At 61.9% G+C, this 25,588-nt stretch carries 25 protein-coding genes; 7 read left to right on the top strand and 18 right to left on the bottom strand.

Annotation, left to right across the window (positions count from 1 at the left end; translation table 11 throughout):
* Nucleotides 1–69 precede the first annotated feature (69 nt).
* From ACLI1C_RS02685 to ACLI1C_RS02675, 3 genes are read right to left on the bottom strand one after another with little or no spacing between them, the layout of a single operon-like run.
* Entirely contained in the window at nucleotides 70–522 is a 453-nt protein-coding gene (locus ACLI1C_RS02685) for a DUF305 domain-containing protein (protein WP_411395312.1), read from the bottom strand.
* Between the two features lie 46 nt (nucleotides 523–568).
* A complete protein-coding gene (locus ACLI1C_RS02680; RefSeq protein ID WP_411395311.1) occupies nucleotides 569–928 on the bottom strand; it encodes a hypothetical protein in 360 nt (119 codons plus the stop codon).
* Nucleotides 929–986: 58 nt separating this feature from the next.
* Nucleotides 987–1,625 (bottom strand): TetR/AcrR family transcriptional regulator, encoded by a 639-nt coding sequence (locus ACLI1C_RS02675; RefSeq protein WP_411398192.1) that lies wholly within the window; start codon nucleotides 1,623–1,625, stop codon nucleotides 987–989.
* Between ACLI1C_RS02675 and ACLI1C_RS02670 the strand changes: the two genes are divergently transcribed.
* Nucleotides 1,624–2,091 (top strand): hypothetical protein, encoded by a 468-nt coding sequence (locus ACLI1C_RS02670; protein WP_411395310.1) that lies wholly within the window; start codon nucleotides 1,624–1,626, stop codon nucleotides 2,089–2,091. The genes ACLI1C_RS02675 and ACLI1C_RS02670 overlap by 2 nt on opposite strands.
* Nucleotides 2,092–2,159: 68 nt before the next feature.
* Here the strand turns inward: ACLI1C_RS02670 and ACLI1C_RS02665 are convergent, their stop codons facing one another.
* On the bottom strand, nucleotides 2,160–2,360 hold the full coding sequence (locus ACLI1C_RS02665; protein WP_411395309.1) for a heavy-metal-associated domain-containing protein: 201 nt from the start codon (nucleotides 2,358–2,360) through the stop codon (nucleotides 2,160–2,162).
* A 143-nt stretch (nucleotides 2,361–2,503) separates the two neighbouring features.
* Nucleotides 2,504–3,298 carry a L,D-transpeptidase family protein gene (locus ACLI1C_RS02660; protein WP_411395308.1) on the bottom strand — a complete coding sequence of 265 codons (795 nt, stop codon included), beginning with the start codon at nucleotides 3,296–3,298 and terminating at the stop codon, nucleotides 2,504–2,506.
* Between the two features lie 579 nt (nucleotides 3,299–3,877).
* Here ACLI1C_RS02660 and ACLI1C_RS02655 point away from each other — a divergent pair.
* Together ACLI1C_RS02655 and ACLI1C_RS02650 are read left to right on the top strand one after the other, a co-directional pair.
* A complete protein-coding gene (locus ACLI1C_RS02655; protein ID WP_411395307.1) occupies nucleotides 3,878–5,152 on the top strand; it encodes a L,D-transpeptidase family protein in 1,275 nt (424 codons plus the stop codon).
* A complete protein-coding gene (locus tag ACLI1C_RS02650; protein WP_411395306.1) occupies nucleotides 5,149–5,409 on the top strand; it encodes a cation transporter in 261 nt (86 codons plus the stop codon). Before ACLI1C_RS02655 ends, ACLI1C_RS02650 begins: the two co-directional genes overlap by 4 nt.
* 39 nt (nucleotides 5,410–5,448) lie before the next feature.
* Here ACLI1C_RS02650 and ACLI1C_RS02645 read toward each other — a convergent pair whose 3' ends face one another.
* The 7 genes from ACLI1C_RS02645 to ACLI1C_RS02615 form a co-directional block, all read right to left on the bottom strand.
* Nucleotides 5,449–6,408, bottom strand: coding sequence for an FAD-binding oxidoreductase (locus tag ACLI1C_RS02645; RefSeq protein WP_411395305.1), 960 nt, complete (start codon nucleotides 6,406–6,408; stop codon nucleotides 5,449–5,451).
* Nucleotides 6,409–6,410: 2 nt separating this feature from the next.
* The gene (locus ACLI1C_RS02640; RefSeq protein ID WP_411395304.1) at nucleotides 6,411–6,677 is read right to left on the bottom strand and encodes a glutaredoxin family protein; all 267 of its coding nucleotides are present in this window, start codon (nucleotides 6,675–6,677) and stop codon (nucleotides 6,411–6,413) included.
* 64 nt (nucleotides 6,678–6,741) lie between these two features.
* A complete protein-coding gene (locus tag ACLI1C_RS02635) occupies nucleotides 6,742–6,912 on the bottom strand; it encodes a hypothetical protein (RefSeq protein WP_411395303.1) in 171 nt (56 codons plus the stop codon).
* Between the two features lie 58 nt (nucleotides 6,913–6,970).
* On the bottom strand, nucleotides 6,971–8,386 hold the full coding sequence (locus ACLI1C_RS02630) for a DHA2 family efflux MFS transporter permease subunit (RefSeq protein ID WP_411395302.1): 1,416 nt from the start codon (nucleotides 8,384–8,386) through the stop codon (nucleotides 6,971–6,973).
* A gap of 259 nt (nucleotides 8,387–8,645) precedes the next feature.
* The gene (gene cueR, locus ACLI1C_RS02625; RefSeq protein ID WP_411395301.1) at nucleotides 8,646–9,110 is read right to left on the bottom strand and encodes a Cu(I)-responsive transcriptional regulator; all 465 of its coding nucleotides are present in this window, start codon (nucleotides 9,108–9,110) and stop codon (nucleotides 8,646–8,648) included.
* 263 nt (nucleotides 9,111–9,373) lie between these two features.
* Nucleotides 9,374–10,792: a multicopper oxidase family protein gene (locus tag ACLI1C_RS02620; protein WP_411395300.1), complete on the bottom strand. Its 1,419-nt coding sequence runs from the start codon at nucleotides 10,790–10,792 to the stop codon at nucleotides 9,374–9,376.
* A gap of 110 nt (nucleotides 10,793–10,902) precedes the next feature.
* Nucleotides 10,903–13,416, bottom strand: coding sequence for a heavy metal translocating P-type ATPase (locus ACLI1C_RS02615; RefSeq protein ID WP_411398190.1), 2,514 nt, complete (start codon nucleotides 13,414–13,416; stop codon nucleotides 10,903–10,905).
* A gap of 159 nt (nucleotides 13,417–13,575) precedes the next feature.
* Here ACLI1C_RS02615 and ACLI1C_RS02610 point away from each other — a divergent pair, with 159 nt between their 5' ends.
* Nucleotides 13,576–13,770: a heavy-metal-associated domain-containing protein gene (locus ACLI1C_RS02610; RefSeq protein ID WP_411395298.1), complete on the top strand. Its 195-nt coding sequence runs from the start codon at nucleotides 13,576–13,578 to the stop codon at nucleotides 13,768–13,770.
* A gap of 13 nt (nucleotides 13,771–13,783) precedes the next feature.
* Nucleotides 13,784–14,182: a DUF305 domain-containing protein gene (locus tag ACLI1C_RS02605; protein ID WP_411395297.1), complete on the top strand. Its 399-nt coding sequence runs from the start codon at nucleotides 13,784–13,786 to the stop codon at nucleotides 14,180–14,182.
* Nucleotides 14,183–14,690: 508 nt separating this feature from the next.
* On the opposite strand, the gene ACLI1C_RS02600 is transcribed toward ACLI1C_RS02605, so the two are convergent.
* Entirely contained in the window at nucleotides 14,691–16,775 is a 2,085-nt protein-coding gene (locus ACLI1C_RS02600; protein ID WP_411395296.1) for an EAL domain-containing protein, read from the bottom strand.
* A 61-nt stretch (nucleotides 16,776–16,836) separates the two neighbouring features.
* On the opposite strand from ACLI1C_RS02600, the gene ACLI1C_RS02595 reads away from it, so the two are divergent.
* On the top strand, nucleotides 16,837–17,268 hold the full coding sequence (locus ACLI1C_RS02595) for a hypothetical protein (RefSeq protein ID WP_411395295.1): 432 nt from the start codon (nucleotides 16,837–16,839) through the stop codon (nucleotides 17,266–17,268).
* An 891-nt stretch (nucleotides 17,269–18,159) separates the two neighbouring features.
* On the top strand, nucleotides 18,160–18,618 hold the full coding sequence (locus ACLI1C_RS02590; RefSeq protein ID WP_411395294.1) for a PAS domain-containing protein: 459 nt from the start codon (nucleotides 18,160–18,162) through the stop codon (nucleotides 18,616–18,618).
* 1,560 nt (nucleotides 18,619–20,178) lie between these two features.
* On the opposite strand, the gene ACLI1C_RS02585 is transcribed toward ACLI1C_RS02590, so the two are convergent.
* The 5 genes from ACLI1C_RS02585 to ACLI1C_RS02565 form a co-directional block, all read right to left on the bottom strand.
* Entirely contained in the window at nucleotides 20,179–20,931 is a 753-nt protein-coding gene (locus ACLI1C_RS02585) for an SDR family oxidoreductase (protein WP_411395293.1), read from the bottom strand.
* Between the two features lie 52 nt (nucleotides 20,932–20,983).
* The gene (locus ACLI1C_RS02580; RefSeq protein WP_411398189.1) at nucleotides 20,984–22,378 is read right to left on the bottom strand and encodes an NAD(P)H-dependent oxidoreductase; all 1,395 of its coding nucleotides are present in this window, start codon (nucleotides 22,376–22,378) and stop codon (nucleotides 20,984–20,986) included.
* A gap of 26 nt (nucleotides 22,379–22,404) precedes the next feature.
* Entirely contained in the window at nucleotides 22,405–23,919 is a 1,515-nt protein-coding gene (locus ACLI1C_RS02575) for a tripartite tricarboxylate transporter permease (protein WP_411395292.1), read from the bottom strand.
* 29 nt (nucleotides 23,920–23,948) lie between these two features.
* Entirely contained in the window at nucleotides 23,949–24,431 is a 483-nt protein-coding gene (locus ACLI1C_RS02570; RefSeq protein WP_411395291.1) for a tripartite tricarboxylate transporter TctB family protein, read from the bottom strand.
* 72 nt (nucleotides 24,432–24,503) lie between these two features.
* A complete protein-coding gene (locus ACLI1C_RS02565) occupies nucleotides 24,504–25,496 on the bottom strand; it encodes a Bug family tripartite tricarboxylate transporter substrate binding protein (protein WP_411395290.1) in 993 nt (330 codons plus the stop codon).
* Nucleotides 25,497–25,588: the final 92 nt, after the last annotated feature.

Below are 25,588 nucleotides of genomic sequence, written 5' to 3'. Positions count from 1 at the left end.
GCGCGTCTGACCCGACCACGAGCATGGAAAGGGGCACCGAAGCGCCCCTTTGGTCTTGCCCGGTCCAGCTTACTTGGCGGCCTGTTCTTCGAGCCAGGCCAGCATCTCGGCGATTTCCGCCTCCTGAGCATCGACGACCTTCTGGGCCATTTCCTTGGCCCATTCGTCGTCGCCATGCGCCAGCTCGGCCTTGGCCATGCTGATCGCACCCTGATGGTGGGGGATCATCCCGCAGACAAAGGCCACGTCGATGTCCTCAGCCTTGGCGCCGGTCATCATATCCCGGTTCATGGCGTCCATGCCGGCCATCAAGTCGGCATGGGCCTGGTCCATGTCCGGGTCCATGGCCATTGGCATCATCGGCGCCTCGCCGCCCGATTTACAGATCTCGGGAAGGATCGAGGCGACTTCGCCGCCCATGGCGGCCATGTCGTGACCTGGCATGGCGTCCTGGGCTGACGAAGAGGCAACCGTGCCGGCCAGTAGCGCGAAGGTAAGCAGTGCAGTCTTGAAGGTGTACATTTTCATTATCCTGATTTGTGGCATCAAGGGCTTGCGCCCGACTCAATCAGGTCAATTTCGGAGGGCGGTCCACTCCTGCATTGGCCCAGCGGAGCGCGATCTCGAAGGGATGGTGCGGATAGGCGGAGAACAGCGACACGCGGGTGGAGGCGCATGGAGGCCCGGGCAAAGGGACACCGCAATGGCCCAAACCGCAGCAACTGACCTGACCCTCGTGATGCCCCTGGCAATCCTCGCCCGGGCAATGATGCGCGGCGAGCACACTGGCAGCATGCGCCTGGGTGTCCAATTGTGCGGCGTGGCCGGCATTGTGGGAAATCATGCTGAACACGACAAACATCGTCAGGGCAACGAACCGCCGGATCGTTCCCCAAGGCGCCGTCGCATTTTTGGCAGGGCTCAGCATGGTTGGCTAACTCAAGGTGGGAGCCGACGGTTCCCTCATTCGCAGGACCAGGAGTGTGTCACCGCTTCGCTGCGGAGACCAGTTTGTCGAAAGCATCGAGGATTTCTGCGCCGGACCCTTTGACGCCTGCATCGATCCATTGGCGGATTGCAGCCAGCAGCGCCCCGCTCAGCATGGCGATCATCGTAGCCCGGTGTACACCTGGCCCGACCTCTACTGCCACCACCTCTTCAAGGATCGATCGGAACTCGGTCTCTGCAAGCGCGCCCCCGCCGCCATTGAGGAGAGCGGCAAAGAGCCCGGCATGGGACTTTGCATGGCCAAGCAGGGCTTCCATGAACGCCCTCCGTTCCGCTGCGGTGGATTTGGGCAGGGACGTCAGTTCGTCCCGCCAGCGGTTGAAACCGAACTGCAGCAGATCCTCCTTGGCCTTGAAGTGCGCATAGAATGTAGTGCGCCCGACATCGGCTTCATCAATGAGGTCCTGGATCGAGAACCCGTCATATCCCCTTTCGGCGACCAGCGCGACGAAGGCCGAATAGAGGGCCTCCCTGGTCTTTCTGACGCGACGATCCATCATTTCCGAACACTCCGTCCAAAGCTGTTCCATACGGAATGTCGGCAGGTGGACAGTCATCCAGTTTAAGAACATTTGTTCGGTAACGGATAAGTTGTCCGCTATCAAGGGATCAATCATGTTCAAGACCACTCCGGCTCTCGCCTCGCTCGCAACACTGGTGGCCACCCTTCTCGCCACCGGAATTCATCATATCTTCCGGTTGGGTCCGGCGCTCATTCTGCCCACCGGGGTGGGGTTGGCGGTCCCCATCGTTCTCTGGGCACTCTACTCACGCTCAGGCAAACCCGCGTTGCTCTGGGCGTACGGCGCCTACGCCGGCCTCGTCGTGTTCTGGTTCGGCTTCCTCGACGGGTTCCTGGACCACGTCGTCAAGGCCGCCGGGCTGGAGAACATCACGTTCCTGCCCGGCAGCGAGGAGGCGGTCGTGGGGACTGCGATGCAACTCTGGTCCCAATCCGCGTCGACAGCCTTCTATGAGGGGACAGGCATCTTGAGCGCCATCCTTGCGCTCCTGACCGTCATCGCCACCGGTGTTTATGTCTATCGGGAGCTTCCCGCCCGGGCCGAGCCCCGCCAGGTTTAAGCAGACGAACAACCCAACCGTGCTGAGAATAGGGCCGCTGCGGTGTCGCAGCGGCCCTATTGGGTAGCTTAGGTTCGAAGTTGCCCGGTATAGCCGGCATCTTCGATTGCCTGGGCGAACCGCTCGACCGGCTCGTCACTCTCGATCTTCACGGCGAGCGAACCCAGATCGATGTCGACTTTGGCGGCCGCGTCGACGCTTTTCACCGCCTTCTCGACCGTGGCCACGCAGTGCGAGCAGGTCATGTCGCTGACTTGGAAATTGTACATCCGTATCCGTCCTTCTTGTTGGAATGCACCCAATCTGGAGCTTCCAACAATGGGAAGGTCAAGGACCTTTGCGTCTGTTTCGTGCTCGGCCGGCAGCTGGCAGTCAGCCCCGCCGGACCAGGCATCCCAATCAGATGCCCGACCTAGCTATTGTACCCCTGCAAGGCTGACATGGTCGAGAACGATCCGACCGGACAGTCGCCATTGGGATCGAGCGGCCCGCGACCCGCATCGGCTCGATTGAAGATGTACCGCTTCGCGCACACGTCCACTATGGGCGGCACCTGGGTGGCATCGAAGATATCGGTGCCTTCCTTGAGGTTGAGCCAGAAGGAGGAATGAGCGCTAGCAGCGTTGGCTGCCAGGTTCGTCTCGTTCATGCGAAACGGCAGCAGCTGCAGCTGGAAGGACCGGTTGGCGCCCTTGAAGGATTCGCGGGCCATGGCATAGATCTCCTTGATGCCTTCATCGGTCATGGCGTAGCACCCCACCGACTTGCAATCGCCATGGACCATCAGGTAGCTGCCATTGCGGCCCCATGCCTGGTCGTACTTGTTGGGGAAGCCAACGTTGAACGACAGGAAGTAGCTGGATTTAGGGTTCATCAGAGCAGGTGTGACATCGTAAAACCCCTCTGGCGACTGGTAGTCGCCTTCCTGGATCTTCGGCCCGAGCTCGCCCGACCATTTGCAGATTGGATAGGTCTTTAGCAGCGCGTACCGACCGGTATTGGTCCGCTTCCACACCTCCAGCTCAGAGGTCTGCTTGTAAACGCGGATCATCATCGGCTCGCCCGGGGAGGATCCAATGATCGCCATGCGGTCGACCAGCGCCTTCGGCAATGGCACGTTGTGGCGGTTGTCACCAGCGAACTGGCAACCCGTTAGGGCCGCCAAGGCCACAACGATGGAAAAGAATTGAAAGACGCGGGCAAGCATGGGCAGTCCTGCTGGGTTTCCGGCAACCATACCGGCCGAGGGTTACCCTCCGGTAACTCCCGTCCAGTTGGGTGCTACCGGGGCCCCCTGCATCATCAAGCCTAGGTGATGCAGGATCGATCCAGTCGCATTGCAGCCCAATTTAACCGTAGGTTGACGATCATCGGCTCAAATGACCGCTCAGCTGTTGGGTATCAAATGAACTTACGATTTCGTCGTGGGCTGTTACCCGTCCTGTGCGCCATGATCGCGCTGATATTGTCCGTCCACCAGGCCGGCGCCTTGGAGCATGAACACTGCGTCGGCGTCGAGACGGTTGCTCATGCGGATGCCCACGACCCGAAAGACACCGAGTATGGAGCGCATCCGATCGCTTGTTGCGCGATCGCAGTCGGTATGGCCATTTCGCATTCGGATGCAGAGGTCTTCGGCTTTCGAAAGAGCCGTTTCGCCGCCGAAGCGGCTGACTTGCTTCTATATCCCCACCTGCGTTCCAAGCTTTTCCGTCCTCCGCGCCACTCCTGATTCGTAGCCGCGCCATCCAGATCGACCAGTGTTCGGGCGACGGGTCGGCGTTCCATGTTTCTGCACGCATTGGATCGAACAATGAAAAGACGAGATTTCCTTCGGCTCCTCCCCGCCGGCGCCATCGCAACCTTGCCCATCATGCAGCCCGCCCGGGCGCAGTCACTCTGGGACATGATGAACCAAAGGCAGACCTTGACCGATGCCGAGCGGGAGGCCAACAGCGCCGCCGCCATCCAGTCAATCGACACGGTCGAGCCGATATTGTCCTACGACACGGTCAACAACCTTCATATGGCCATTGCCCAGTATGAGCCCTTCGTCGCCCGGGGCGGCTGGGAGCAGGTGCCGCAAGAGACCTATGGCGTGACCATGGGCGTTTCCCGCGACGGCGTGGTGCAGCTCAAGCGGCGCCTGCTTGCGTCTGCCGACATGCCGATGGTCGAGAACGTGGATCAGACCTTCGATGCGCCGACCGACGCAGCGCTGCGCCGTTTCCAGGCGCGTCATGGCCTTCAGGTCAATGGTCAGGTCGATGAGGCCACCTGGTACGCTCTCAATGTTCCCGCCGAGACGCGCCTGCACCAACTACGGCTCAATTTGCTGCGCGTGGAGGCCATGGCGCCGGCATTGGCGGATCGATACGTGGTGGTCAACATACCAGCGGCCTTTATCGAAGTGGTGGAAGGCGGCATGGTGCAGCGCCGACATACCGCAGTGGTCGGTCGCATCGACCGACAGACGCCGATCCTGAAGAGCCGTATCCACCAGATTAACTTCAACCCGTATTGGAACGTGCCGGTCTCGATCATTCGCCGGGATCTCATCAAGTACATGAATGAGAACCCGAATTACCTCACCGAGCAGCAGATCCGCATCTTCGATGCAGGCGGTCAGGAACTGCAGCCGACCCAGATTAACTGGCAGACCGAGGAAGCGGTGAACTACAGCTTCCGGCAGGATCCTGGCCCGCAGAACTCGATGGGCAACGTCAAGATCAACTTCCACAATCCCCACGCCGTCTATCTGCACGACACGCCGACCAAGGGTCTTTTCGGCGAGAACGCGCGCTTCTATTCGTCTGGATGCGTGCGCGTCGACCAGGTGCAGGACTTCGTCGGCTGGGTGCTGCGGGACAACGGGGACTGGGGTCCGGCTGAGATAGGCAACGTCTTCGCCACTGGCGAGCGCAAGGACGTGGAGGTCCGCAATCCCCCCGAAATTCACACCACCTACATTTCCGCCTGGGCAAACCGGAATGGCGTGGTCAGCTTCCGCGACGACGTTTACGAGTTCGATATGGCCGGCAAGGTCAGCTTCGAGGCATGACCTCAGGCAAGTTGACTTTCGCCATTGGCGGCATGCGATGTCCCGACTGCGTCACTGCGATCGAGAATGCCGTCATGCCGCTGCCGGGCGTTCTCTATGCCGGGGCATCGCTGGCCGGCGCTACGTTGACAGTACGACCTGGTCCGGGTTTCAGGCAAGCAGACTTGGTCTCTCGGGTCGTGGCCTTGGGATACACTGTGGGCGACCAGGCGGATGCGATCGCACCTTCGCCTGGACCTTGCCCCTGTCGGTGGTAGATTCCGGGAGAGAGAGGGTCGGCCGATGCATCGGCCGACCTAGAACCTGTCAGCAAGGATATCGTCGCACCCCAGGCCGCGCACCATTTCGGACATCGACGTTACGAAACCTGCCGGCCCGGCAATATGCACGGACCAGTTGCGCAGCTGGGAGATGCAGGAAGCGATCAGGGTCTGGGGCGTCGCATCCTTGTGCATGGCCCGCGTCACGATTGACCGATAGCCTAGATTGCTGTGCCTGGCGGCCAACTCAGCGAAGTAGCGATCGAGATATAGGTGCTGGGTCTCGCGAGCGAATGCGAAGACCCGCACCGCCCGCTGGTCACCGCTGGCCAATAGGCCATCCACGATCGACTTGATGGGCGCCTGACCCGTGGAGGCCGCCAGCGCAAGAAGTGGCCTGTCCTGGTCGCCGCGGAAGCAGGCGTCGCCGAAGGGACCCGCAAGCTGGATACGGTCGCCGATCGAAAGCTCAGCAACAAGAGAACTGGCCTGCCCGCCAGCCACCACTCTGATGTGGAACTCGACGTCCTGCGCCATCGGTTGGCTCGCAGGTGAATAGCTTCGGGTCACGCCGCCGGGCAGAGTGATGTTGACGTATTGCCCGGGAAGAAATGACAGCGGCTGTGACGGCCGAACCAGGAGTCGTTGGATCTGGGGCGCGATCTCGTGCCGCGCCACCACAATCGCATCGATGGCCAGCACCGGCGGCAAGGCCCCGACCGCGTCGGGCCAATACACAGTGACGTCGGAGGTCGGTACTGCCCGACAGGCCAGGACCAGGCCCTCGTTACGCTCGGGCGCTTCCAAGGCGAAGGGGGAATGCGCCAGCATCTCGACCTTGCCTTGCAGCAGCCGGGACTTGCAGGAACCGCAGCGGCCCCTTTGGCATCCATGAGGATAGGCCAGCCCCTCGCGCAACGCCGCCGCCAGGATGGTTTCACCTGGCAAGGCTATGATGGCACTAGCCGCCTGCGGAAAAAGGATGAGGTGCGCCAAGTCTACGCTCCTCGCGGCAGCGAGAGAAGATCGGCCAGCGTCGGGCGCTGGGTGGCGAAGGTGCCATAGGACACGTTGGTGCCGATGACCGTGATCGGCGCTACCCGCACGCCGGTTCGTGCCTTTGCCTCCTCGGCCACCGCTGGATCGGTCAGATCCCGTTCGGTGAAGGGGACCCCCTTTGAAGTCAGCCAGGCCTTGAGCTGGCGGCAGTCAGGGCATGTAGGTGTCGTGTAGATTTCGACATCGGGGAATTCGGTGTTGGCCATCTTGGCCTCCTATGCTTGATCCCGTAACGGGGTGCGGCTTCCAACGCTGGTCGAGTCAAGGGCGTTACCCCAGACGTCGACCGATCGGTTCTTCGCCGAGGCCAATATCGCGCCGAAGATGCGCACTGGTCGGCGCGGCCTCGGGGTGACGTGAGCGGATGGGCGCAAGCAAGCGCTGCAGCCAGTTCGGTCGTGCCAGAGGTGACCTGAGATAGAATTCGTAGTCTTCGATCATGGTGTGCTCCTTAAGGGGTCAAGGGTCGGACCGGGTTGCGCCCGGTCCGACCCGACCATCAGCCGACTGGGACTTCGCGCTGCGGCGCGGAGCCACTAACGAAGACCAGTGTCGCAGCTGCGCCGAGGAAGGCTGCCACCGCGGCACCGAAGAACGCCGTCTGGAAGCCGGGCAGCAGGGCTGCCGTTTCGGCTCCGCCATGCGGCGCGGCCGAGGCCGCCAGGGCCACCATGACGGCCAGGCCCACGGCGGATCCGACCTGGTAGGTGGTGTTGATGAGGCCCGAGGCGAGGCCGGTTTCTTCTGGCTTGGCGCCGGACATTCCGGACATGGTGGCGGGGATGTAGGCGAGAGCCATGCCGAGCGCGGCCAGTAGCGAGGCCGGCAGGACGTTGACCCAGAAGCTTCCGTCCGTGGGCAGGTTTGCGAACAGGAGCAGTGCGGCGCCCATCAGCAGCAGGCCGATGATCAGATTGGCCTTGGGGCCGAACCGGCCGATGAGGCGGCCTGAGAACCCGACCATCACCACCATGATCATCACAGTCATCGGCAGTAGGGCCAGACCGCTGGAAAGGGCGGAGAGACCCAGGATCTGCTGCAGATAGAGGTTCAGGAAGAACCAGAGCGGGATCCAGGCAGCACCGAGCAGTGCCATGACCAGATTTCCTGCGGCAAGGTTGGGTGCCTTGAAGATGGCCAGCGGCAGCAGCGGTTCGCGGCGGGCCGCCTGGATCACCAGGAAGATCACCAGCAGAATAGCGGCAACGGCGAGCAGAATAAGGATTTGCGCCGAGGCCCAACCCATGGTCTCGGCCGTGACGATGGCATAGACCAGGGTGACGAGAGCGCCGGTGACGGTGATGGCGCCAAACCAATCAACGCGGCCAATGCTTCGCGGGGACTTCCGCAAGACGGCCGGAATCAGGGCCAAGACCAGAAGACCAAGCGGCACGTTGATGAGGAAGGTCCAGGGCCAGGCGAGCCACTCGGTGATCACGCCACCGAGGAACACGCCAGCCGAGCCGCCCGCAGCAGCGGCAGCTCCCCAGAAGCCGAAGGCCTTGCCGAGTTCGGCACCATTGTGAGCGAAGAGGCGCATCACGATGGTCAGGGCTGAGGGAGCGATCAGTGCGGCACCGACCCCTTGCAGTGCCCGGCCAGCCAGCAGCAGTTCCTGGCTATTGGCGAGGCCGGCCAGCAGGGATGCGGCGGTGAGGATGACGAAGCCTGTGGTGAAGATGCGACGGGCGCCGAAGAGGTCGCTGAGACGACCGCCGAGCAGCAGCAGGCCGCCGAAGGCGATGACATAGGCGTTGAAGATCCAGCTCAGGCCGCCCGGGCTGAAGCCCAGTTGGGTCTGGATCGCCGGCAGGGCGACGCCGATGATCGAAGTATCCAGAATGACGATGAACTGGGCGGCGCAAAGCAGTGCTAGCGCCAACCACCTCTTTGGATCGGGTCTAGAGAGTTCCATTTCGAAGTTCCTTTAGGTCGTGTTCCGGACATCCGGAACATCTTGGATCGCGCTTCAAAACCGCGACTTTCTCGACGCCTAAGGCTTCCAACTCTTGTAGGGTCAAGAGCCAAAATGGAGGTATTTTCGGGAAAGGAACCTAGCCCGATGGCGGCACTGGCAACGACGGGGAGTCGTCGTCCTTCAGCCGACTTCCAGTGGAAGAAATGCAGAAGGCCGCAGTACGACTGCGGCCTTCTGGAACGACATTGGCAGGTTGCTAGCCGGCGTGCGCCCGATCCGGCGCAATGTCGGTGAGACCAAAGCGCGGTTGCCGCTTCTTCGGTTCCGGCGCTGCCGCCGAGGCGAAGCCTTCGATGATCGGGCAGTCGGGCCGCCCGTCGCCATGGCAGTTGTTCGCGAGGTGGCGCAGGGTGTCGCTCATGGCCTTGAGCGCCTTTGCCTTCTCGTCAAGGACGCGGATGTGCTCGAGGGCGATGTCCTTGACGTCTGCGCTTGCCCGGGACCGGTCCCGCCAAAGGGCCAGGAGACTGTTCATCTGATCGACCGAGAAACCGAGATCCCGCGCCTGGCTGATGAAGCGCAGAGCGTGGATTTCGTTTTCGGAGTAGACCCGGTAGCCGGACTCGGCGCGCAGCGGCGACTTTATGAGACCGATGGATTCGTAATAGCGGATCATCTTGGTGGAGACGCCGCTTGCCTTGGAGGCTTCGCCGATGTTCATGATGCCGGCTCCAGAAGGGTCGAACCAGGTGAGGAGGAAGCGCGCGACGTGCGCGCCTCGGGGGTGAAAACGGGGGATGCTGCTATGGGCGAGACGGGCCCGATATGGGCGGTTGGAAAGCGCATTTTCTGCGGTCCTTCAGCTGACTGCCGATAGTGATACTCCTTCCAACGATTGTAAGGTCAAGCACTATTCGGTCGGCGTCACTTGTGAACGCTCGCCGCAAGCCTGATGACAGTTGGGCGGCATTCCCGTTCGCGCCTCTACACGTAGACCAGTTCCGACATCATGCCGGTCGCCATGTGGTAGAGGTTGTGGCAGTGGTAGAGCCAGCGGCCCGGGTTGTCGGCTTCGAAGGCCACTGTGACCGATGCCATGGCAGGTACCAGGACCGTGTCGCGCAACGCTCCGGAAAGCGCCTGGCCGTTGATGTCGACCACCTGGAAATGATGGCCGTGCAGGTGCATGGGATGGGCCATCATCGAGTGGTTCATGAACTGGAGCTCGACCCGCTGACCAGCCGAGACTTCGAGCTTGCGCCGGGTCCCCCAGGGCTGATCGTCCAGGCTCCACAGGTATGGAGACATCGAACCACCCAACATTACCGAGTGGCGCACATCGGCGGCCCTTGAGGCGAGTGGGGTGGTCGATCGCAGGCGCGATTCCAGTGACAAGTAGATGGGGCCAGCCGCCACGTCGGCCATGCCGGCCAATTTAGGGATCTCTGCTCCGGGCGCGGCCAGGATGACGCCGGTTCTGGCGCGGTCACCCTCCCGCTGGGCGAAAACGGGGACGACCACCCCGGCGGGCACGTCCACCAGCAGGTCGATGCGCTGCGCCTGGGCCAGCGGGAAACGGCTACCGACAATCGGCTCGACCGGATTGCCATCGACCGCGATGACAGTCGCCTGGTTTTCGCCCAGTTCCAGCCAGAAGGCGGTCGAGGCGCCGCCGTTGATGATCCGGAGGCGAACCCGCCCGCTCCGCTCGGTCCTGACCACGAGCGGGTCATCAAGAGTTCTGTCATTGGCCAGATAGGCATCGAACTCAACGTCGTTGAGGTCCATCCCGCCCATAGCCATCATCGAATGATCCATCGGCGCAGGCGTGCCATGGCCGGCGCCGTGGTCCATGGTGGAACTGCCGGTCAGGCCTTCGAGGATTTCTTCTGGGGAGCGGAAGGAAAAGTCTTGCAGCAGGACGACCACTTCCTGGACGTCCGCACGGACTGCTTCAGCATCCCGCACTATGAGCGGCGCGGCCATCAAGGCCTGCTCCTGCAGGCCATGGTGGGAATGCATCCAATGCGTGCCCGGCCTGGCGGCGAAGTCGTAGCTTCGGGCTTCCCCCGCTCCGATGGCCCCGACATAGCCTGTTTCAGTGATGCCGTCGGCTTCTGGTGCGGGGACCTGCCCGTGCCAGTGGATGCTGGTCACCTCCGCCGTCCGGTTCTCTAGCGTGACGTCGAACCGTTCGCCCGCATCGAAGCGCAGTCCGTGAATGCCCCCTGCCCCAGTGAGGCCAAATACGGTCGCGGCTCGGCCGAGCACCTCGATCGTCCGGGTTTCGGCTACGAGCAACCGCCCCTCGGCCCCGAACGCGGAGGGCGGCAGTATCAGGCCGGACGCGCAGAGGGCGGCGGCCGATTTGAGGACGGTGCGGCGGGATACGGGATAGCTCATGGTCGAATACCTCGAAGGATGGGATGCCTGCCGGACCTTGTCCGGCTTGGCACGGTGGCAAGGTCAAGCCGTGAAGCTCGATGGCCGGCTGCAAGGCCGGCCACCTGTTGTCAGTTCTTTGCAGCCTTGAACGTGCGCAACCGGAGGGCATTGCCCAGCACGAAGACGCTCGAGAGAGCCATTGCGCCCGCCGCGAAGACCGGCGAGAGCAGGATGCCGTGGGACGGGTACAGCACGCCGGCGGCGACCGGAATCAACGCCGTGTTGTAGGCGAAGGCCCAGAACAGGTTCTGCCGGATGTTGCCGATGGTGGCCTTCGACAGGGCTATGGCATTCGGCACCCCCAGCAGACTGCCGGACATCAGGACGACATCCGCGGCCTCGATGGCGATGTCGGTGCCGGTCCCGATGGCGAGGCCGACATCGGCTTCCGCCAGCGCCGGGGCGTCGTTGATGCCGTCGCCGACATAGGCCACCTTGCCGTATTGGCTCCTGAGGCGGCGCACCGCGTCGACCTTGCCGTCCGGCAGCACTTCGGCAACCACCTCATCGATGCCGAGTCGGGCGGCGATCGCCTTCGCCGTGCGAGCGTTGTCGCCAGTGATCATCGCCACCTTCAGGCCGAGGTCGTGCAGGGCCTTGATCGCCGCAGGCGTGGCTTCCTTGATCGGATCGGCAACTGCGATAACCGCAGCCAGTTTCCCGTCGATTGCCGCGTACAGCGGAGACTTGCCTTCGTTGCCCAGCCGCGACGCCGTCGAGGCGAACCCGGCGACGTCATAGCCCAGCTGGGTCATGTACCGGTCGGCGCCGATCTCGACACGCTTTCCGGCCACCGTGGCATTGACGCCAAAGCCCGTGACCGACTCGAACGCCGAGACCGGGGGAAACTCGAGACCTTCCTTCTGTGCGGCATCCACGATTGCCGAGGCGATCGGGTGCTCCGACTTGGCTTCGACGGCGGCAACGAGACCGAGGACAGCGGCCCGCTCGAAGCCGATCGCCAGTTCGAGGTCGGTCAAGGCCGGCTTGCCTTCAGTCAACGTACCGGTCTTGTCGACCGCAACGACCTTGGCATCTTTGAGCAACTGCAGTGCTTCACCTTTACGGAACAGCACGCCGAGCTCGGCTCCCCGTCCCGTTCCGACCATGATCGAGGTCGGCGTGGCGAGGCCCATGGCGCAGGGGCAGGCAATGATAAGAACCGCAACGGCATTCACCAGGGCGAATGACAGCGCGGGCGATGGACCGAAGACGAACCATGCCGCGAAGGTCAGGGCAGCGACTGCAAAGACCGCGGGCACGAACCACATGGTGATCTTATCGACCACAGCCTGGATCGGCAGCTTGGAGCCCTGAGCCTCCTCGACCATGCGGATGATCTGGGCCAGCACGGTGTTGCCGCCCACAGCAGTCGCCTTGAATGCGAAGGCGCCCTTCTGGTTGATGGTGCCGCCCACCACTTCAGATCCCGAGGACTTCGAGACAGGTATCGGCTCGCCGGTGATCATGGATTCGTCGACATAGCTGTCGCCTTCGACCACTTCGCCGTCCACGGGGATGCGGTCGCCGGGGCGGACTTCAATAATGTCACCCGAGATCACGTCGTCGATCGCGAGATCGATCGCCTTGCCGTTCCTCCGCACGCGGGCCGTCTTGGCCTGCAGCCCAACCAGCCGTTTGATCGCTTCGGACGTGCGCCCCTTGGCCCGGGCCTCGAGCAGGCGCCCCAGCAGGATCAGAGTAACGATGACCGCCGCTGCCTCGAAATAAACGTTGACGGTGCCCGCAGGCAGGAAGCCGGGAGCGAACGTGGCCACCAGCGAATAGCCATAGGCCGCCAGCGAGCCGACCGCGACGAGCGAGTTCATGTCGGGCCCGAGCCGCCACAGGGCGGGCAGCCCCTTCTCGAAGAAGCGGATACCAGGAATGAACAGAACGAGCGTCGTCAGTACGAACTGGAAATACCAGCTCGCCTGCATGCCGACTGTGGAAGCGATAAGGTCATGCGCGCCCGGGATGAGGTGCGAGCCCATCTCGAGGGCGAACACCGGTGCGGTAAGGAGTGCGGCAAAGGTGAAGTCCCGCTTGAGGTCGCGCTGCTCTGTTTCCTTGCGCTCTGCGCGATCGTCGGCTTCCGTCCGCCCCGAGGCTCCGACAGCGCCGCCGACCGGCTTGGACTGGTATCCAGCATCGGCGATGGCCTTGACCAGGGATGCGACGTCGGCGTTGCCATGAATGGTGGCACGCTCCGTCGCCAGGTTCACGGAAGCGCCGGTGACGCCGTCAACGGCCTTGAGTGCACGCTCGACACGACCCACGCACGAGGCACAGGTCATGCCCTCGATGGCGAGTTCGACGGACGAGGCAGGGCTGGCCGCAAAGCTCGGCGATACGCTGTAACCGGCCTTCTCGACAGCTTCCACGAGCCTTGCACGATCCACCGTCGAAGCGGCAGTGATGCTTGCGCGCTCGGTCGCCAGATTGACCGACACCGTGCCCACGCCGGAAACTGCCTTGATGGCCTTTTCGACGCGACCCACGCATGAGGCGCAGGTCATGCCTTCAATCGGCAGGGAAATCGCCGCGGACGTCATGTCGGCAGCTCGAACAGGGGCATTCATTGCCGTCTCCTTCTCGTTCAGAATTCTTGTTCGAACGGAAGGTGGGGCTTCCAGCCGTCGGAGGGTCAAGGCACTGTTTGTTTTATTTCGGCCCTTGACCCTCCAACGGCTGGAAGCCCCATCTAGTGGTGCATGAGACCAGAAACACAGGAGATTCTCATGCAGTTGCGTATCGAAGACATGACTTGCGGCGGTTGCGCCAAGTCGGTCACCGCCGCCATCACCTCGGTTGATCCAAATGCCAAGGTGGAGGCCAATCCCGCAGCCCGCACGGTCAAGGTCGTAACGTCGGCCTCCGGAGCCCGTATCCTCAAGGTTCTTGAACAAGCCGGGTATCCGGCAACCGTCAGCTGATCGAGGCAGTCCGATGAACAAGCTCACCCCCATCTTTATTGCAGGAGCCCTGGCGATCAGCGCCGGTCTTGCCTTTGCGCAGAGTCAAATGAACACGCCCGAAACGACTTCCGGCCATGCAGGTCACAGCATGTCCACGCCGGCAACCGATGCGGACGGCGCCTCCACTTCGGCCTACCGTCTAGTCAATGACAAGATGCATGCCGAAATGGCCATCGAATTCACCGGTGATGCCGATATCGACTTCATGCAGGGGATGATCCCCCACCACCAGGGCGCCATCGACATGGCTCGCGTGGTTCTGGAGCATGGCGAGGACCCCGAGGTTCGCGAGCTGGCCGAGGAGGTCATCTCCGCTCAGGAGAGCGAGATTGCCATGATGCAGCAATGGCTCATTGCACGCGGACAGTAGAGAAGAGGGGCGGCGTGCTGGAATAGCATTGACTGCCCTTCATCCCCCTCGCCTTAACCTGCCTCGGCACCGGGGGCCTTGCCGGTGCGGCCGCCAGTGATGCCCACCATCTGCCTCAGTGGAAAAGCGGACGCTGGACCAACTCGAGGTCTTTGTCCGTCACACCCGAGCCGAGCTCTCCGTTTACCCCAAACGAAATTTCAAGGCGGAAAACACAATGAGGAAGTTGCCCCGCTCAACTCGATCCGGTCCTTCGAAGCTGCTCTGCACCTATGCCGGTTACCGCATCGCTTGGGACGAGCATGGCCATGCATGCCATAGATGAGGGCATGGGTCTGCTGCTTTGCTCTGACGTGCTGTTAGCCAATGTGTGCGCGCCGGAACGCTGCGCTATCTTCATGGTCCAAGCCTCAACGGTTTTGGCTTCAAGATATGCATGCTCGTCCGTGAACTACTTCGTCGAATGTACTCGCAACGAGGCGACGACCTTCCAGGACCGCCAGACCAATCATCTCCTCGGACAAGGAGAGATCCTGTCGAGCAATTGATCCAAAGGTTCTGGACGGTGCAACGCAAAGCCCTGGCCCAAACTAACCCCCAGCCCGGTCAGTATGGGCAGGGTCTCAAGGTATTCTATGCGCTCGGCGACAACCACCAGCCCCAGGCTTTTGCCGATCCCGCACATCGAGCGGACGACCTCACGATCAAACGGGCTGGTGGCAATGTTTTCGATAAAGGACCCGTCAATCTTGATACTGTCGACCGGAAAGCGTCGGAGGTAGGAAAAGGAGCTCATGCCCGCGCCGAAGTCATCCAGACTGACGCGGCATCCCTTATCTCTGGCCTTGCGAACGAAGCGCTCCGCGGCCTCGACATTGGTCAAGGCCGCCGTTTCCGTGATCTCGAATACCAGATGACGCAAAGAAGCGCCAAACTCTCCTGCTGACAGCTCCACGAACTCCCAAAGCAAGGGATCACTCAGCGTGTGCGCCGAAAGGTTTATGCCAAGCGTAATTTCCAGGCCGCCCTGAGGCCGATCACCGATCTGTTTCAAGGCCTTGCGGATGATGTGACGATCAAGGACAGCGGCCATGCCAAAGCGCTCGGCGGCCGGAATGAACTCGGCGGGAGAGATGAGTTTGCCAGCTTGAGACACCAGTCGGGCCAGTACCTCGATACGGCCCGTGGGTACCTCAGGCTGATCCAGGGAGCGGATCTCTTGCCCAAATAGCTGCACGCGCCCTTCGTCCATCGCCGTCGCTAGATTTGCGACGAGGCGCCCCGCGGTTAATCCAGAGCCCTGCGAGATGTCTCTTTCCAACATCCAGCGGTTTCGGCCACCCGACTTCGCCGCATAGGAGGCATCGTCGGCCCGCGCCAATGCGTCTGCCGGTTCTGTTTCTTCAGAAACAATCACGGCCACTCCGATGCTCGCCCCAAGTGGATGATGGCCTCCTACCTCGAGCTGTTTCACTTGCCTCACTGCCCCAAGTATGGTGTCCGCCGCGCTTGAGGGCTCGGCGTCTGAAAGGGCGAGGGCGACCGCGAACTCGTCGCCACCCAGGCGAGCCAAAAGCGCCTTAGGGAAAGCTTCGCGAAAGCTCGCCGCAATCTGCTTGAGTGCGGCATCTCCAGCGGCGTGGCCCTGCGAGTCGTTCAACGCCTTGAAATAATCGAGATCGATGTAGTAGAGGGCGAAAGGCTCGGACGCAGCGCAACTGATCTTTTTCGCCAGTTCCACTCCAAAGGCGGAGCGATTCAGTAGGCCAGTGAGGCTGTCCTGGCTTGCTGCCAGCGCGAGCTTTCTCTGCTCCTCAACTTCATCGGTTGTGTCACGCGTGGTGCCAACGAGCCGCCCAGACGTTCCGGACACCTCCAGGAAAATGCAGAGGGTCTCAACGTGGCGGACCGTGCCATCTCGCCGGATGATGCGATAGCTGACCTTGCTTGGGAGATGGGTGGTCAGCGGAAGGTTGTGTTCACGCTCAGCGCGCTGCTTGTCCTCCGGATGCAAGAAGCTTTGCCACGTCCCCTGTGGCACCACTCCGGCACCGGGCTCCAGACCGAAGATCTCCCTCGTTCGAGTGTCCCAGAAGCTGAGTTGCGTATCGACGTCGAAATGCCAGCTTCCCAGGCCGCTCGCCTCCAGAGCCAAGCGGTTTTGTTCGTTCGCTTGCGCCAGCTCGCCTTCAATTTTCTTTTGCCGGGTGATGTCAGTCTGTACGCCGACAGCGCGCACGGGACGCCCTTCGCTGTCCCATTCGATCACTCCCCCTCGATCAAGAACCCAGATCCAACTGCCGCCCTTGTGTCTCAGCCTCAACTCGGTTTCGATGCTGCTGATAGCACCGGACAGGTGGCCTTCGCCGCTGCGGATGGCCCGTTCCCTGTCATCAGGATGCGTGAGGTTTAGCCACAGATCACTGGTTTGGGCCAACTCGCCTTCGGCATAGCCCAACATTTCGAACCAGCTTGCCGAATAGTAGCAGTGATCCGTTCGCAGGTCCCAGTCCCACAACCCGAGCTTGGCTCGATCGATTGCATGTCGCCAGACATCTTCTTTCGGGGCTTCTGGGGGGGGCTGCTTTCCCATACGTGAACCTGACTGTCTCCGACGCTCATTGTGTAATGCATGGTCACAAGGAGTCATTAACTTGGACCATCAACCTGAGATCAGCGCGATTCTGTCGATCACGGCATCGGCGATGGCCTACGCTGCAGCCGGTCTTGCCACACCCATCTGGCATATGGAAAGTGATGGCGCTCCAAGTAAGGGGCGGCCCGAGGTCTCAAGCCCTCTGACCTTTTTTGCGCTGTTCGGCCAGGCACTCACTCCGGAACTCGACTTCTTTCCAACCGATGGTGGATATCAATTCGGAGACGGATCATGGGCCTTCCCACCGCTCGAGCCTCAGCCCGAAGTTTTCCCGCCACGGCCTGATGTGGAAAATCCAGGTCAGGATCCATTCCAGTTTCCGACGGAGCCCAATGAGGATGATCCCCGCGATGCTGGGACCGTCCCGGCTCCAGAGGATATTCCGCCGCCGTTTTACTGGTGGACAGCCAGCCATGCCGCGTCCTTGTAATCGGGCGATATCTCGGATCAGCAGATTAACCGGCGCTGACTGGCCTCCGCTCAATTCCGGCCCGAACCGATTAGCCGAGCGAAGGCACTGGGCCCGAACCCACCGCTGATCATAGTGGGGCTTCTCACATGTTTCGGTCCAAGCCGTTTGATTGTACGTTAGCAGGGGGGCAAGGGCGAGTGGGGCGCTAGGTCGCGCGCAGTGGCAGCTTCGCCGCGGTAGCCCGACAGCCATGGCCGTTTTATCGCAGCGATCTAGGAGGAGCTGACGTTTCGCCTGTTGCGCGCACCCCGGATGGAACCGACGGAAGCCGGCGAGATCTATCTCGCTCGCGTCGCACCGTTGCCCGAAGAACTCGAGCGCGCCGCGGAGGAGGTTCCGAGCGATCCAGTCCGAACCGCCTGGCCTGCTGCGCCATTCAACGTCCGTTGCCTTTGGCCAGCGGGTGATCGTTCCCCAGCTGGCAGCATTGCGGCCGCCGAAGCTCGGATTGAAGGGCTCTCGCTGACAGCAACGTCGACCTTTTGGCGAGCGGATCGACCTGCCATTCGACTCGCGCGGTGGTCGAGGTGGACTATGTCGTCTCCAAGGCTAATGGGCACCAACTATCACGTCGTGGCCGCGCCGAACTATCTGGTGGACTCACCGCCGCTTGAGCTTGGGCAGCCTTGGCCATCTCCAGCAGATTCGACCGGTCATGGCCACGGTTCGTCACCGCATTGGCGACCACGATATGGTGCTTGGTGTCCACAGCCGCCTGCAAATTATAGCCGACCACGCCGCGGTGGTCGCTCCCGGTCGCCATCGCGCGGGCATTCGGCTCTCCACCCAAACTTGTGTTATCACAGCCATAGACGGACATTAGAACCGCTTTCATCAGGTCAACTGAACATGACGATCATAAAGCACGCCCTTACGGGCCACGACATTTCTGACACACAGCTCGATCCCTCGATCCAAGCTTTGACGTTGTCCGATATTCGAACGCCCGATGCACCACTCGTCTACGTGAATCGCGGCTTTGAGAAAATGACCGGTTATGAGCGCGGGGAGGTCATCGGGCGTAATTGTCGCTTTCTTCAAGGGCCGGATACCAGCTCGGACGCTGTAGCCCAAATGAGGGCCGCAATTGCAGGTGGCGCCCCCTTGATCGTCGACGTGTTCAACTACCGGAAGAACGGCACTCCATTCTGGAACCGGCTTTCACTGACGCCGGTGAAGGATCCTTCGGGCAGAGCGACGCACTATATCGGCATCCAAAGCGACATTACTCGAATGCGTTACTTGCAAGAGCGTCTTCATTCGATCGCACTTGACTTTGCAACGGCAGAGAAGCACGTGCTCGGCTGATTTACGATTGTCCGTTCATCTCAGGCCGCACCTTGGCAAAGCCGCTCTTCTTTCGCTGTCGGATCGCAATTCCGGAGTTCGGCGCGCAGTCCAAGCCCCGACGATATCGCCTGGCGGTCGGACATGTCCGCGTTCATGCCAAGGGCGACTGGCGGCAGCTATGGTCCCGTATACTAGGGCGGGTGGGGCCCATCTTTGCGCACGGGCAGGCACTAGGGGCGGAGAAAATCTTCGGGGTGGTCGCCGTCTCGGAAGTCAATCCCTGGGCCCATTCCTGAACGGTGGCTAATTAAGCGTTTCAGCCCTTACACTCGGAGCTAAGCTGAGCGTCGCGTCGCACCCAATCGCATCGGTATGAAGCGTTTCCGCGGCCAGGTCTTCTTCAACGTGCAGCCGGCCGAGGAGTATGGACAGTGCTTCGTGGAGGTCGTCTGGGGACAGCTTTTCGAGTACAGCGAGCAGCTCTATTTCTATCGCCGTATTCACCTGCTGGCCCCGCACAACGCGCACTTGAGTGATGCGACACTAGACAGATGCAGGGCTTTAGTCGCAACCATGCATCAACGTGATGGAGGAGGTTTCCCCAGCTTTTGTGACAGAGTTTCAGCGGTATCGGCTCGCTCGTCAGCGGCCATTGAGCCCTCCCCCGTTTTCATCTGGTGATTGCCCGTCGCGGAACTGACATGATCGGCACGCCCCGGCCGATACGCCAAAGTGTTAAGCCCCGCCATGTCGCGCTTGGTTGGGGTCTTCTTCTGTCTGGCTGCAGACAGGGATTGTCGACCCCGCCCCGGCTGCAGGTGAAGCGCCACAGGAGAATGAAGGTGTGGGTGGAGCAGCACGTAAAGATTTACAATTGTCGGCAGGTTACTCTAACGAAGAAGGGGGAATCGAAACGAGATGCGCGACGGCGCTATGCCGGTCATCAGGCGGGATGCCGTGAGGGCTGACATAACGCGAGAGCTTCCATGCACGCACCAATGAGCTTGTCAGGAATGGCGGAAGGCACCGCCGCAATCGGCAGTGGCTCAAGGTCCGGCCAAGCGATCTGGCGCGGCGAGCTGATGGGGTGTTTCCGCTCGGGGATGAGCCATGCAGCGGGCGGGTGACGCAGCGCGTTATCGTTCATTCGCCGCCCGGCCGCCGGCCTTGCCGATGCCAATTCCGCCCCGTGGGCGCCGCAGTTATTGAGCATTCGCTCCAGGCCCAGGGTCTCGGCAGAGAAGTGTGCGCAACGGCGTGGCTGACCCCGCCGCGCAGACGGCCTGGCCTGCAACTGCCCGCCACGGCCTTCCAGCCCCATCGTCCCACCCCGCCCCCCCGAATGGCCGGGGATGGCGCGGCCATGGCGCCCTCGGCCCCAGGTCCGGGCCGAGGCCGACCGCTCGGGACGACACCGAACTTATCGGCGCCGATGTCGAAGATCAGAGTGCCGACCGCAACAAGGGTTTCGAACGCGCGCAGCAGGCCATTGCCCTAAAACTCGGACAGGTTCAGCGTGTCCTCGCCGCCGCCAGATGAAGGCCCCTGTGACGGTGACGAGGGCAAGAGCGACGGGGGCTATCCGCGACCGACGAAGGGCATCTGCGTAGCCATCACCGTCATGGTCAGAACGTTCGCATCGAGCGGCAAACTGGCCATGTAGCTTACGGCCCGGGCGATGTGATCGGCGTCGATGGTGGGCTCGGCAGCAGTCGAACCGTCGGCCTGCAGCACGCCCCTGGAAATGGTGGTTGTCATGTCCGTTCCAGCATTGCCAATGTCAATCTGCCCACAGGCGATGCTGAACGGACGCCCATCCAGCGCGGTTGCCTTGGTGAGACCCGTAATCGCGTGTTTGGTGGCGGCATAGGGGGACGACCAGGGCCGTGGCGTCGTCGCGGAGATCGAGCCGTTATTGATGATGCGCCCTCCCCCCGGCTTCTGTGCCTTCATGATCCGGAAAGCCGACTGCGTGCAGAAAAATGCACCGGTCAGGTTGGAATTGACCACATTGTGCCATTGCTCCGGCGTCGTTTCTTCAAGCGGCACCAAGGGGGCGTTAACTCCGGCATTGTTGACCAGAAGATCGACGCGCCCCCACCGGGCAAACACGGCTTCAAACGCGTCCTGCACCGCCTTGGCATCCGCAATGTCAGTAGGCAGGGCAAGAGTGCAGGCCCCATCCGCATCAAGCTCGGCAGCCGCCGCTTCCAGGACGTCCCGCCGCCGTCCAAACAGGGCGACCTTGAAGCCATCAGCGAGCAGAGCCCTGCTGATGGCTTTGCCAACGCCCGTCCCCGCACCGGTCACGATTGCGGTCTTGCCTGTCATTTTCACACCTCAGATTGGTATTCTGACGCGACTGCAGCTTTTCGTGCAGTCACTATCCAGGAAAGAAACTGGCGTCTTGTCGGGCGCGCAGGCGCCACAGTTCGGAATCCTTGTCGATCGCAACATCGGCAAGGCGAATTGCTGTGCCGCTGGCGACCGGGCGTACCAGACGCGTGCCAGCAGCCAGGTAGAACGGAACAGCCGAATCCGGTCCGAGAGGACCCGCAGGGACCATGCGTGCCGAGACGTTTTCGATCGAGTGGTGATGTCCACCCATCGCTAGAACCGTACCTTCCGGCAAATCGGCATCGGCATGCGCCACCAGGTCGGCGTGATGATGGGGATCCTGGGCGCCGCTGGACACCCCGCGCAAGACCATTTCAAGCACGCTGGTGGCCGCCTCCAGCCCCAGCAGGTGTCTGGGCAGATAGAGCATGGCGGTGCGACCCGATCGGCTGAGAACATGTCCCTTCTCGCGCAACATGGCCCAGGTGGCCTCGTCGTCGCAGCGCACAACGACGAAGACGCCACCGGCAAAGCTAACCTCGCCAGGCAAGCGCAGGCAGTGGAACACATCGAGCCGACGCGTGCCTGACATCAGCCCACCATCGGCCTCGGTGGCAAGGAAGTCGGCCACTTCGCCGATGGCCGCAATGGGGGCGTGCAGATCTGACCGGTCCGGCATGAGCCCGGTGGCATTGGCAACGACGGTGAGCTCGCAAAGGTCGGGCACGGCACGTTGCGGCAATGCCGACGCCGCCACCGCTCGACCGGCGGCGACCGCGGCACAGTCCCGGGACCCCAGCTGGAGCCAGCCTGCAAATTCCGGCGCTGCGATCGTCCGCCCGTTGCTTGTCAAAGTTTGCGCCGCGGGATCAAAGACGAAATCGTATTCGCTCGACTTGCCGGCGGCAATAATGTCGAGGCCAATCACTTCGGCCCAGGTGACAAGGCCGATCAGCAGACTGGGCTGATCACCGTCCACCGGCGACACAAATTTCTGGCGGCGCCTGGCCTGAAGCGCAAGCTCGGGACCAACGACGCTGTCGACTTCCTTGGAGACCAGGGCCACGTGGTGGCCTGCTTCGATGGCCATCCGGGTGTGACGGGCGCCCGCCTCGGGGTGGCCAGTGGCCTCGACAACAACCTCAATGGGCAGATCGAGCACCGTCTCGAGCCGGCTTGCCGCGATGAACTTGCCTGCATCCCAGGCCAGCCGCGCCGCCTTCGGCGTTTCGCAGATGCTGATATCGGCAGCCGCAATTCCAGCTGCGCGCATCGACGCCGCCGCTGTCTCGGCCGAGACATCCACTGCCACCCTGGTCTGCATCAACGGCACGCGCAGGCCTTGCGTCAGGAAACTGCGCCCGAAGCCGCCAGTGCCGACGATGCAGGTCTGCACTGGCATCGTGCGGTTTGACGCCGCGAAATAGGTATGAAAATTCATTGCTTTAGCGCCTTCAGGAAGGGAATCTAGTGGGCCGACCGCAGGGTGCCGCAGTTGCGAAGCCTGGCGATGAGCTTCACCACCTGGGGAACGACCACGAGAAGCAGAGCCAGCGTCATGATCGAGCCAACCAGTGGATTGGACCAAAAGACGTCCAGCGAGCCGTCCGACAGGATCATCGACTGATGGAACGAATTCTCGGCCTTGTGGCCAAGCACCATGGCAAGCACCAGCGGGGCCAAGGGATAGCTGAGCTTGCTGAAGACATAACCGATCACGCCGAACAACAGGACCAGCCAGAGATCGAACGTCGCGTTGCTGACCGTATAGGCGCCCACGAAACAAATCGCGACAATGACTGGCCCGATGACGGCAAAGGGTATGCGCAGCAGCGCGGCAAACAGGGGCACGGTCGCCATGACCAGCACGACGGCGACGATGTTGGAGATGTACATCGAGGCGATGAGCCCCCAGACGAAATCGGGCTTGGTGGCAAAAAGCATCGGCCCCGGCGTCAGGCCCCAGATCATCAGCCCACCCATCATCACCGCGGCCGTGGCCGAACTCGGCACGCCCAGGGCCAGCATGGGCAACATGGCGCAGGTGCCAGCAGAGTGATCGGCCGTTTCGGGCGCGACAATGCCCTCGGGGCGTCCCTTTCCGAACGGCTCGCCTGGTCGCGACCACTGGCGTGCCACACCATAGCTCATGAAGGACGCGGCCGTGGGTCCGCCTGGGGTGATGCCCATCCAGACACCGATGGCAGACGAGCGCAGCAGCGTTGCCCAGTAGCGCGGCAATTCGGCGATGGTGCGGAAAACGTCGCGCAGGTCGATACGGGACGCAACACCACGGAAATGAAGCCCGTCCTGCACAGTCATCAGGATTTCTCCAATCCCGAACAGGCCGATCACCACCACCAGGAAGCTGACGCCGCCCATCAGTTCGTTCAGGCCGTAGGTGAGCCGGAGCGTTCCGGTGATGGTATCCATGCCCACGGTGGACAGCGCGAGGCCCACAAGCAGGGAAATGATCGTCTTGAGCGGCGCCGAACTCCCCATGCCGATAAAGGCGCAGAAGGCGAGGAAATAGACCGAAAAATACTCCGGCGCCCCAAATCGCAGAGCAAAGCCGGCAGCCCATGTCGACAACAAGGTGATGACGACCACCCCGACCAAAGCGCCAATGCCTGCGGACATGAACGCCAGCGTCAGCGCCCGCGTACTCTGGCCTTTTTGAGCCATGGGATAGCCGTCGAAGGTCGTTGCCACCGACGATGGCTCGCCGGGGATGTTGAACAAAATGGAAGTGGTCGATCCGCCGAACAAGGCGCCCCAATACATGCTGGCCAGCAGGATGATCGCCGACACCGGGTCCATGTTGAAGGTTAGCGGGATCAGCAGGGAGACGCCGTTCGGAGCGCCCAGTCCGGGCAGGACGCCGACGACCAGCCCCAGCATCACACCAATCACCATGATGGCAAGATGGGTGGGGGTGATGGCGACCTGGAAGCCCTCCATCAACAGTCCGAAATTTTCCATGGTCGTCCTCCTCGTCCCGTACAGGCCGGTCAGTAGATTTTCAGGAAGGCCTCTAGCGGACCCTTGAGCAGCGGAACCTTGAACAGTGTGTCGAAGACTACAAAGAGCGAGATGGCAAAGCCGATGCCCAGACCGGCCGCCCAGAACGGATTGTACTTCCCTTGCCGCCAGGCAACGTAAAACAGGTAGAGCGCGGCGCCGACATAGAGTCCGAGCAGGAGCGTCACGATCACGAAAGCGGTCATCGGCAGCAGGAAACTCAAAAGGCGCCTGGCTTGCTCGGCGTCGATGAAGATCTCGGTTTCACCGCGGTGAAGAATGACCGTCCAGATAGCATTGGCAAAGCCGGCTATGGCGAGCAGCAAGCCGACATAGAATGGGAAATACCCCGCATCAGGTCCTGAATCCGTCCAGCCGACACCCAGTTCAAGCGATCCACCGGCCACGGCGACACCCCCTAGGGCGAGCAGACAGGCGACGAGGACTTCCATATGGATGCGCTTGATCACCATGGACCACGGTCTCCGCATTGGTTAGAGCAGCCGGGGCAAGCCAATGAGGCCTGCCCCGGTCGGGGAGGACGCTTACTGCGCAGTCCAGCCTTCGGCCTTGAAGACTTCAACCGTGCTGGTTTCGCTGTTGTCGATGAAGGCCGAGAGTTCCTCGCCGGCTAGGAAGCGGCCCGTCTGGGAGGTGTTGGCAACATATTCCTGCCACTCGGGGGTCTCGCTGACCTTCTGCATCAGGTCGACATAAAAGGCCAACTGTTCATCGGAAACGCCGGCCGGCAGCCAGACGGTACGCGGCATCTGGTAGGATGAGATGTCGATGCCCGCCTCGGTGCAGGTCGCAATGTCGTGCCAGCCGGTGTCGCCGTGAACCGGATCGCTCTCGGCCATGCGCTGGTCGCTGAAGACGCAAAGCGGCTTGATCGCACCGGCCTGCCATTGGCCAAGATTCTCGTTGGGGTTGTTGACGTTGGCAGCGATGTGGCCGCCGGCCAGTTGCACGCCCACTTCGCCGCCACCGTTATAGGGCACGTACTTGAACTCGGCGCCGGTCTTCTGCTCGATCAGGGCGACAAGGGTCTCGTCGGTATCCTTGGACTGGCTGCCGCCAACCGGGAGTGAGCCTGGATTGGCCTTGGCTGCCGCGATGAATTCCGCTGCGTCCGCATAGGGAGCGTCCGCCTTGACCCAGATGAGGAACTCGTCCAGTGCCAGTGCCGCCACCGGCACGAGGTCCTCTGAGGTGTAAGCCATCTTGGCCACGTGGGGCAGCAGGTAGACGTTGTTGGTGCCAAAGATCAGCTTGTGAGGGTTGGCATTGTTGGCCTTGGCATAGAGGAAGGCCTCAGCGCCACTACCCGCTCCCTTGTTCAGCACGACCACGGACTGATCCATCAGATTGTGCTGGGCGATCACCGACTGAATAGTGCGGGCGAAATTGTCGGTTCCGCCACCCGGACCGGAAGCGACGACGAACTCCACGGGGCGCTCGGGAACCCATTGGGCAAAGGCGCCAACGGTGGATAGCAGTGTCGCGGCCACGGCTAGAGTGATTGAGGTCTTCTTCATGTGAGCTGCCCTCCTCGGCAGGTTGGTAGTCTGTTCGCTGCCGCGGATGGTCCGGGCAGCAGGTTTCAAACCGTTGGATGTGGTTCGGTGTC

The organism is Devosia sp. XGJD_8 (assembly GCF_046614475.1).
Lineage (GTDB): Bacteria > Pseudomonadota > Alphaproteobacteria > Rhizobiales > Devosiaceae > Devosia.
This window is presented reverse-complemented; position numbering and strand designations above follow the sequence as displayed.

Bases quoted from the DNA above. Each gene is read 5' to 3' on its own strand.
- ACLI1C_RS02585 (WP_411395293.1), bottom strand. From the start codon at position 20,931: ATGACAGGCAAGACCGCAATCGTGACCGGTGCGGGGACGGGCGTTGGC.
- ACLI1C_RS02635 (WP_411395303.1), bottom strand. From the start codon at position 6,912: ATGATCGAAGACTACGAATTCTATCTCAGGTCACCTCTGGCACGACCG.
- cueR (WP_411395301.1), bottom strand. From the start codon at position 9,110: ATGAACATCGGCGAAGCCTCCAAGGCAAGCGGCGTCTCCACCAAGATG.
- ACLI1C_RS02665 (WP_411395309.1), bottom strand. From the start codon at position 2,360: ATGTACAATTTCCAAGTCAGCGACATGACCTGCTCGCACTGCGTGGCC.
- ACLI1C_RS02590 (WP_411395294.1), top strand. From the start codon at position 18,160: ATGACGATCATAAAGCACGCCCTTACGGGCCACGACATTTCTGACACA.
- ACLI1C_RS02620 (WP_411395300.1), bottom strand. From the start codon at position 10,792: ATGAGCTATCCCGTATCCCGCCGCACCGTCCTCAAATCGGCCGCCGCC.
- ACLI1C_RS02675 (WP_411398192.1), bottom strand. From the start codon at position 1,625: ATGATTGATCCCTTGATAGCGGACAACTTATCCGTTACCGAACAAATG.
- ACLI1C_RS02680 (WP_411395311.1), bottom strand. From the start codon at position 928: ATGCTGAGCCCTGCCAAAAATGCGACGGCGCCTTGGGGAACGATCCGG.
- ACLI1C_RS02615 (WP_411398190.1), bottom strand. From the start codon at position 13,416: ATGAATGCCCCTGTTCGAGCTGCCGACATGACGTCCGCGGCGATTTCC.
- ACLI1C_RS02610 (WP_411395298.1), top strand. From the start codon at position 13,576: ATGCAGTTGCGTATCGAAGACATGACTTGCGGCGGTTGCGCCAAGTCG.
- ACLI1C_RS02685 (WP_411395312.1), bottom strand. From the start codon at position 522: ATGTACACCTTCAAGACTGCACTGCTTACCTTCGCGCTACTGGCCGGC.
- ACLI1C_RS02660 (WP_411395308.1), bottom strand. From the start codon at position 3,298: ATGCTTGCCCGCGTCTTTCAATTCTTTTCCATCGTTGTGGCCTTGGCG.
- ACLI1C_RS02670 (WP_411395310.1), top strand. From the start codon at position 1,624: ATGTTCAAGACCACTCCGGCTCTCGCCTCGCTCGCAACACTGGTGGCC.
- ACLI1C_RS02605 (WP_411395297.1), top strand. From the start codon at position 13,784: ATGAACAAGCTCACCCCCATCTTTATTGCAGGAGCCCTGGCGATCAGC.
- ACLI1C_RS02655 (WP_411395307.1), top strand. From the start codon at position 3,878: ATGTTTCTGCACGCATTGGATCGAACAATGAAAAGACGAGATTTCCTT.
- ACLI1C_RS02570 (WP_411395291.1), bottom strand. From the start codon at position 24,431: ATGGTGATCAAGCGCATCCATATGGAAGTCCTCGTCGCCTGTCTGCTC.
- ACLI1C_RS02565 (WP_411395290.1), bottom strand. From the start codon at position 25,496: ATGAAGAAGACCTCAATCACTCTAGCCGTGGCCGCGACACTGCTATCC.
- ACLI1C_RS02580 (WP_411398189.1), bottom strand. From the start codon at position 22,378: ATGAATTTTCATACCTATTTCGCGGCGTCAAACCGCACGATGCCAGTG.
- ACLI1C_RS02575 (WP_411395292.1), bottom strand. From the start codon at position 23,919: ATGGAAAATTTCGGACTGTTGATGGAGGGCTTCCAGGTCGCCATCACC.
- ACLI1C_RS02640 (WP_411395304.1), bottom strand. From the start codon at position 6,677: ATGGCCAACACCGAATTCCCCGATGTCGAAATCTACACGACACCTACA.
- ACLI1C_RS02600 (WP_411395296.1), bottom strand. From the start codon at position 16,775: ATGGGAAAGCAGCCCCCCCCAGAAGCCCCGAAAGAAGATGTCTGGCGA.
- ACLI1C_RS02650 (WP_411395306.1), top strand. From the start codon at position 5,149: ATGACCTCAGGCAAGTTGACTTTCGCCATTGGCGGCATGCGATGTCCC.
- ACLI1C_RS02630 (WP_411395302.1), bottom strand. From the start codon at position 8,386: ATGGAACTCTCTAGACCCGATCCAAAGAGGTGGTTGGCGCTAGCACTG.